This is a genomic window from Dietzia sp. DQ12-76, from assembly GCF_014145045.1.
In the GTDB taxonomy this organism is placed as follows: Bacteria; Actinomycetota; Actinomycetes; order Mycobacteriales; family Mycobacteriaceae; genus Dietzia.
The window spans coordinates 1-4,751 of sequence record NZ_JAALDV010000311.1 but is presented as its reverse complement, the minus strand read 5'-3'; the positions used below and the strand labels follow the sequence as shown (position 1 = coordinate 4,751).

Annotated in this window: 4 protein-coding genes; 2 read left to right on the top strand and 2 right to left on the bottom strand. The window is 69.7% G+C overall.

Annotation, left to right across the window (positions count from 1 at the left end; translation table 11 throughout):
* Window positions 1–159: 159 nt before the first annotated feature.
* Window positions 160–1,248: an inositol-3-phosphate synthase gene (locus G6019_RS11065; protein WP_107757804.1), complete on the bottom strand. Its 1,089-nt coding sequence runs from the start codon at window positions 1,246–1,248 to the stop codon at window positions 160–162.
* Window positions 1,245–1,796, bottom strand: coding sequence for a PadR family transcriptional regulator (locus tag G6019_RS11060; protein ID WP_107757803.1), 552 nt, complete (start codon window positions 1,794–1,796; stop codon window positions 1,245–1,247). The genes G6019_RS11065 and G6019_RS11060 overlap by 4 nt, the downstream gene beginning before the upstream one ends.
* A gap of 322 nt (window positions 1,797–2,118) precedes the next feature.
* On the opposite strand from G6019_RS11060, the gene G6019_RS11055 reads away from it, so the two are divergent.
* Both G6019_RS11055 and G6019_RS11050 read left to right on the top strand, forming a co-directional pair.
* Entirely contained in the window at window positions 2,119–2,517 is a 399-nt protein-coding gene (locus G6019_RS11055; protein WP_182613079.1) for a DUF5318 family protein, read from the top strand.
* A 165-nt stretch (window positions 2,518–2,682) separates the two neighbouring features.
* A partial coding sequence (locus G6019_RS11050; protein WP_182627597.1) for a transglycosylase domain-containing protein occupies window positions 2,683–4,751 on the top strand: 2,069 nt, incomplete at its 3' end.

The following is a 4,751-nucleotide window of genomic DNA, read 5'->3' as shown; positions in this document are numbered from 1 at the left end:
GGGCGCGGCGATCTCCTCCTCCGTACCCGAACAGCCGGCGAGTGCGACTCCGGCCGCCATCGCGAATGCGAGGGCGGCCGGGACACGGCGACGTCCGGTGGTCGAGAGCGGGCGATCCGTCGCGGTGGGAGTCATGCGTTCCTGTTCTTCCTGCGTGTGTCAGGCCCCGATGATGAAGGCCTCGAGTTCGGCGCGGGCCTTGTCGTCGGCCATCTGCTCCGGCGGGGACTTCATGAGGTACGCCGACGCCGGCAGGATCGGCCCGCCGATGCCGCGGTCCTTGGCGATCTTGGCCGCCCGGACGGCGTCGATGATGATGCCGGCCGAGTTGGGCGAGTCCCACACCTCGAGCTTGTACTCCAGGTTGATGGGGGCGTCGCCGAAGGCGCGTCCCTCGAGGCGAACGTACGCCCACTTGCGGTCGTCGAGCCACTCCACGTAGTCGGAGGGGCCGATGTGCACGTTGCGGTCGTGGATCTTGCCGGCCAGGGTGCCCTCGAGGTTGGAGGTCACGGCCTGGGTCTTGGAGACCTTCTTGGACTCCAGTCGCTCGCGCTCGAGCATGTTCTTGAAGTCCATGTTGCCGCCCACGTTGAGCTGGTACGTCCGGTCCAGCGCGACGCCGCGGTCCTCGAACAGCTTGGCCATCACCCGGTGGGTGATGGTCGCGCCGACCTGCGACTTGATGTCGTCGCCGACGATCGGGACCCCCGCCGAACGGAACTTCTCGGCCCACTCGGGGTCGGAGGCGATGAAGACGGGAAGGGCGTTGACGAAGGCGACCCCGGCGTCGATGCAGCACTGCGCGTAGAACTTGTCCGCCTCCTCGGACCCGACCGGCAGGTAGCTGACCACCACGTCGACCTCGGCGTCCCGCAGGGCCTGCACCACGTCCACGGGCTCGGCGCCGGATTCCTCGATGGTCTGACGGTAGTACTTGCCCAGGCCGTCGAGGGTGGGGCCGCGCTGGACCGTGATGCCGGTCGGCGGCACGTCGCAGAGCGCGAGGGTGTTGTTCTCCGAGGCGGTGATCGCCTCCGCGAGGTCCATCCCGACCTTCTTGCCGTCGACGTCGAACGCGGCGACGAACTCGACGTCGCGGACGTGGTAGTCACCGAACTTCACGTGCATGAGCCCGGGGACGGTCTGGTCGATCGCCGCGTCCTTGTAGTACTCGACGCCCTGCACGAGCGAGGACGCGCAGTTGCCGACGCCGACGATCGCGACGCGCACCTTCTGGTCGGTCATTGGTGTTCTCCTTGTGATGGGTTCTCTGTCTGGATGAGTTCGTTGATCCAGCGCAGCTCGCGCTCGCTGGTCTCGAGGCCCAGCAGGGTGAGTTGCCGGGCGTAGCGTAGTTCGGTCGGGCCGGCGCGTGTCGCCGCGTCCCGTTGGCCCTCGCGGCGCTCCTCGAGGACGCGCCGTCGGCCCTCGAGGAGCCGCACCCGGGCGGGCCCGGGGGTGCGGTCGAAGAAGGCCAGGTGGACGCCGAAGCCGTCGTCGGTGAACGAGGAGGCGCCGGGCGAGTCGAGCAGGGCGGCCAACGTCGCCTCGCCGACGGGGGTGATGCGGTAGGTCTTGCGACCGCGTCGTGCGGTGGCCGGTGGACGCGTGGCGGTGGCCGCCGTCGCGTCCTCGACGATGTCCCCCTGGTGCCGGAGGCGACGCAGGGTCGGATAGAGCGAACCGAAGGACACGGTGCGCACCGTCCCCAGCATCTCGGAGAGGCGTTTGCGCAGTTCGTATCCGTGCATGGGGCGCTCGTCGAGCAGCCCGAGGATCGCCAGATCGAGCACTCCACCCCCTCACGTCGACGAGTCATGCCTGCGGATTTCCGCGACGGTGACTGAGAGTACACCCTGTGATGTATCGCGCCGATATACCGGTTTGCGGCATCGGCGAGACGCGTCGAGTCCGCGCGGGGCCGGAGTACGCCGGGTCGCGCCCTCGACCGAGGCCTGTTCCCCCCTCGGGTTCTCCGACCCCGGACGCGCGCGGGGACCGCGCCGGGGTCGTAGGCTGGCCCCCGTGGACCAGGCCGACTCCCGCTACCGGCGACCCGGCCCCCCGCCGGGGCCGGAGGACCCCACCGGCCGAGAGGCGCTGCGGCGTCGCCGGGTGGTGGACTTCGCCCTGCGGCGCCGAGGGGTGTTGGCGGATCTCCGCGAGGGCGTCTCGGCACTGCGGGAGGTGTGCGACGCGGACGTCTATCTCCTGCGTGCGGCCGGGTTCCACGGCGTGGAGACCGAGACCGTGTGCCCGGTGTGCCGCAAGGAGAACCTCACCGAGGTGTCGTGGGTGTTCGGCGACGACCTGGGTTCCGCCTCCGGCTCGGCCCGGAGCGCGGATGAGATCAAACAGCTGGCGCTGACCCACGACGCGTTCACCGTCCACGTGGTGGAGGTGTGCCGCAGTTGCTCGTGGAACCACCTGATCGAATCCTATGAGGTGGGTCTCGCCTCGGGCGAGGGCAGGCGCGTGCGCCGGGCCGCGAGGGACCTACGCCGACACCGCTGATCGCCCACCGCCGACACCGCAGCTCGCCCTCCGTGAGCACCGCAAGGTGCCGTGCCCGGGTGCACTGGATTCCGGGCGGAGCGCGATTTCGTACACAATGGACCCCGATGCACCGTCAGCGGGGGTCGCCCGTGCCGGTCGTAGCTGTTCGCAGGAGGGTGGAAGATGTCGCAGAGTGACAGGACGCGTGGGGGATCCGACGGGGGTCGGGACGACTCCGCGCACCGGCGCGGCTGGTTTCGACGCCACCCGGCCTGGACGACGCTGATCCTCGTCGTCGTCGTCCTCCTGGTGATCCCGCTCGTGATCGTCGGGGTGGTCTACAACCGCACCGAGATCCCCCGCCCGGGCAGCGTGGCCACCAACCAGATCTCCGAGATCTACACCAACGACGGCTCGACCATGATCGGACGCATCGTCCCACCGGAGGGCAACCGGACCCTGGTGGAGGTCGACGCGATCCCCGTGCACGTGCGCAACGCCGTGATCGCCGCGGAGGACCGCAGCTTCTACACCAACGAGGGGTACGACCCCACGGGCATCGGGCGCGCGGTGATCGGGCAGATCACCGGTGAGTCCAGCGCCGGCGGTGGTTCGACCATCACCCAGCAGTACGTCAAGAACACCATGGTCGGTGACGCTCCCACCTACGAGCGCAAGGCCAAGGAGATCATCATCGCGGCCAAGATGACCAACGAGTGGTCCAAGGACCAGATCCTCGGGGCCTACCTCAACACCATCTATTTCGGCCGCGGGGCCTACGGGATCGCCGCCGCCTCCACCGCGTACTTCAACAAGCCGGTCGAGAACCTCACCATCGAGGAGGGCGCGCTGCTCGCCGGCGTCATCCAGTCCCCCTCCGCCCTGGATCCGCTCAACAACGCCGTGGCCTCCGAGAACCGCTGGAACTACGTGATGGACGGCATGCGGGACATGGGAGCCATCGACGCCCAGCAGCGTGGCGCGGCGGTGTTCCCCCAGGTCGTCGAGGATCCCCAGGCGGTGGACCAGAACGTGGGCGACCCCACCAACGGGGCCATCCGGCGCCAGGTGTTGGCCGAACTGGCGATGGCCGGCCTCGACGAGCAGATGCTCAACACCCGCGGGCTCAGGATCACCACCACCATCGACCCCGCGACCCAGGAGGCGGTGGTCCAGGCCGCCCGCAGCAACATGCAGGGCGAGCGGCCGGAGAACCGCACCGCGGTGGTCTCGATCGACCCCCGCACGGGCGGCGTGATCGGCTACTACGGCGGAGAGGACGCCGAGGGCTGGGATTACGCCAACGCCCCGTTGCAGACCGGCTCGACCTTCAAGATCTTCGGCGTGGCGGCCGCCCTCGAGCAGGGCATCGGTCTGGGCACCCAGATCTCCTCGGCGCCGGTGACCACCGGCAACGTCACCGTCACCAACGTCGACGGCCAGTCCTGCGGGTCGTGCTCGGTGTCCCTGGCGCTCAAGATGTCCCTCAACACCTCGTTCATCCGCCTGCAGCGGATGCTGGAGAACGGGGCCAACGACGTCCGGGACATGGCCCACCGCGCGGGCGTCGCCAAGGAGATCCCCGGACTGCCGTGGGAGACGCTCACCGAGCAGGGCGAGGACCCCTATGACGGCCTGATCCTGGGCCAGTACCCGATCCGGGTGCGCGACATGGCCACGGGCCTGGCCACGTTCGCGGCCGAGGGGGTCCACCGGCCCACCCACTTCATCGAGAAGGTCGAGACGGCCGACGGCGAGGTCCTCCTGGACAACTCGGAGCCCGAGGGGGAGCGGGTGGTGGACGCCGACGTGGCCAACAACCTCACCTCCGCGATGGAACCGATCGCCGCCTACTCCAACGGCCACTCGCTGGCCGGTGGCCGCCCCTCCGCGGCCAAGTCCGGCACCACCCAGCTCGGCGACACCGGCTACAACAAGGACGCGTGGTTCGTGGGGTACACCCCGTCCATCGCCACCGCGGTGTGGGTGGGGACCGACGACAACCAGCCCCTGCTCAACGCGTGGGGCGGCACGATGTACGGGTCCGGACTGCCCGCGGACATCTGGAAGTCCGCGATGGACGGCGCCCTGTCCGGCACGGAGTGGGAGAGCTTCCCGACCCCGGGGTACATCGGCGGACAGGCCGGCGCGTCCCAGTGGGAGTCCGCCGGGGGGTCGGGAACCGGCACGACGGGGGGCACCGCGGGCACCCAGCAGGCCGTTCCCCAACCCAGCGCCCCGCCCGCTCCGGC

Excerpts from the sequence above, each read along its gene's own strand:
- G6019_RS11065 (WP_107757804.1), bottom strand. The coding sequence starts at position 1,248 with ATGACCGACCAGAAGGTGCGCGTCGCGATCGTCGGCGTCGGCAACTGC.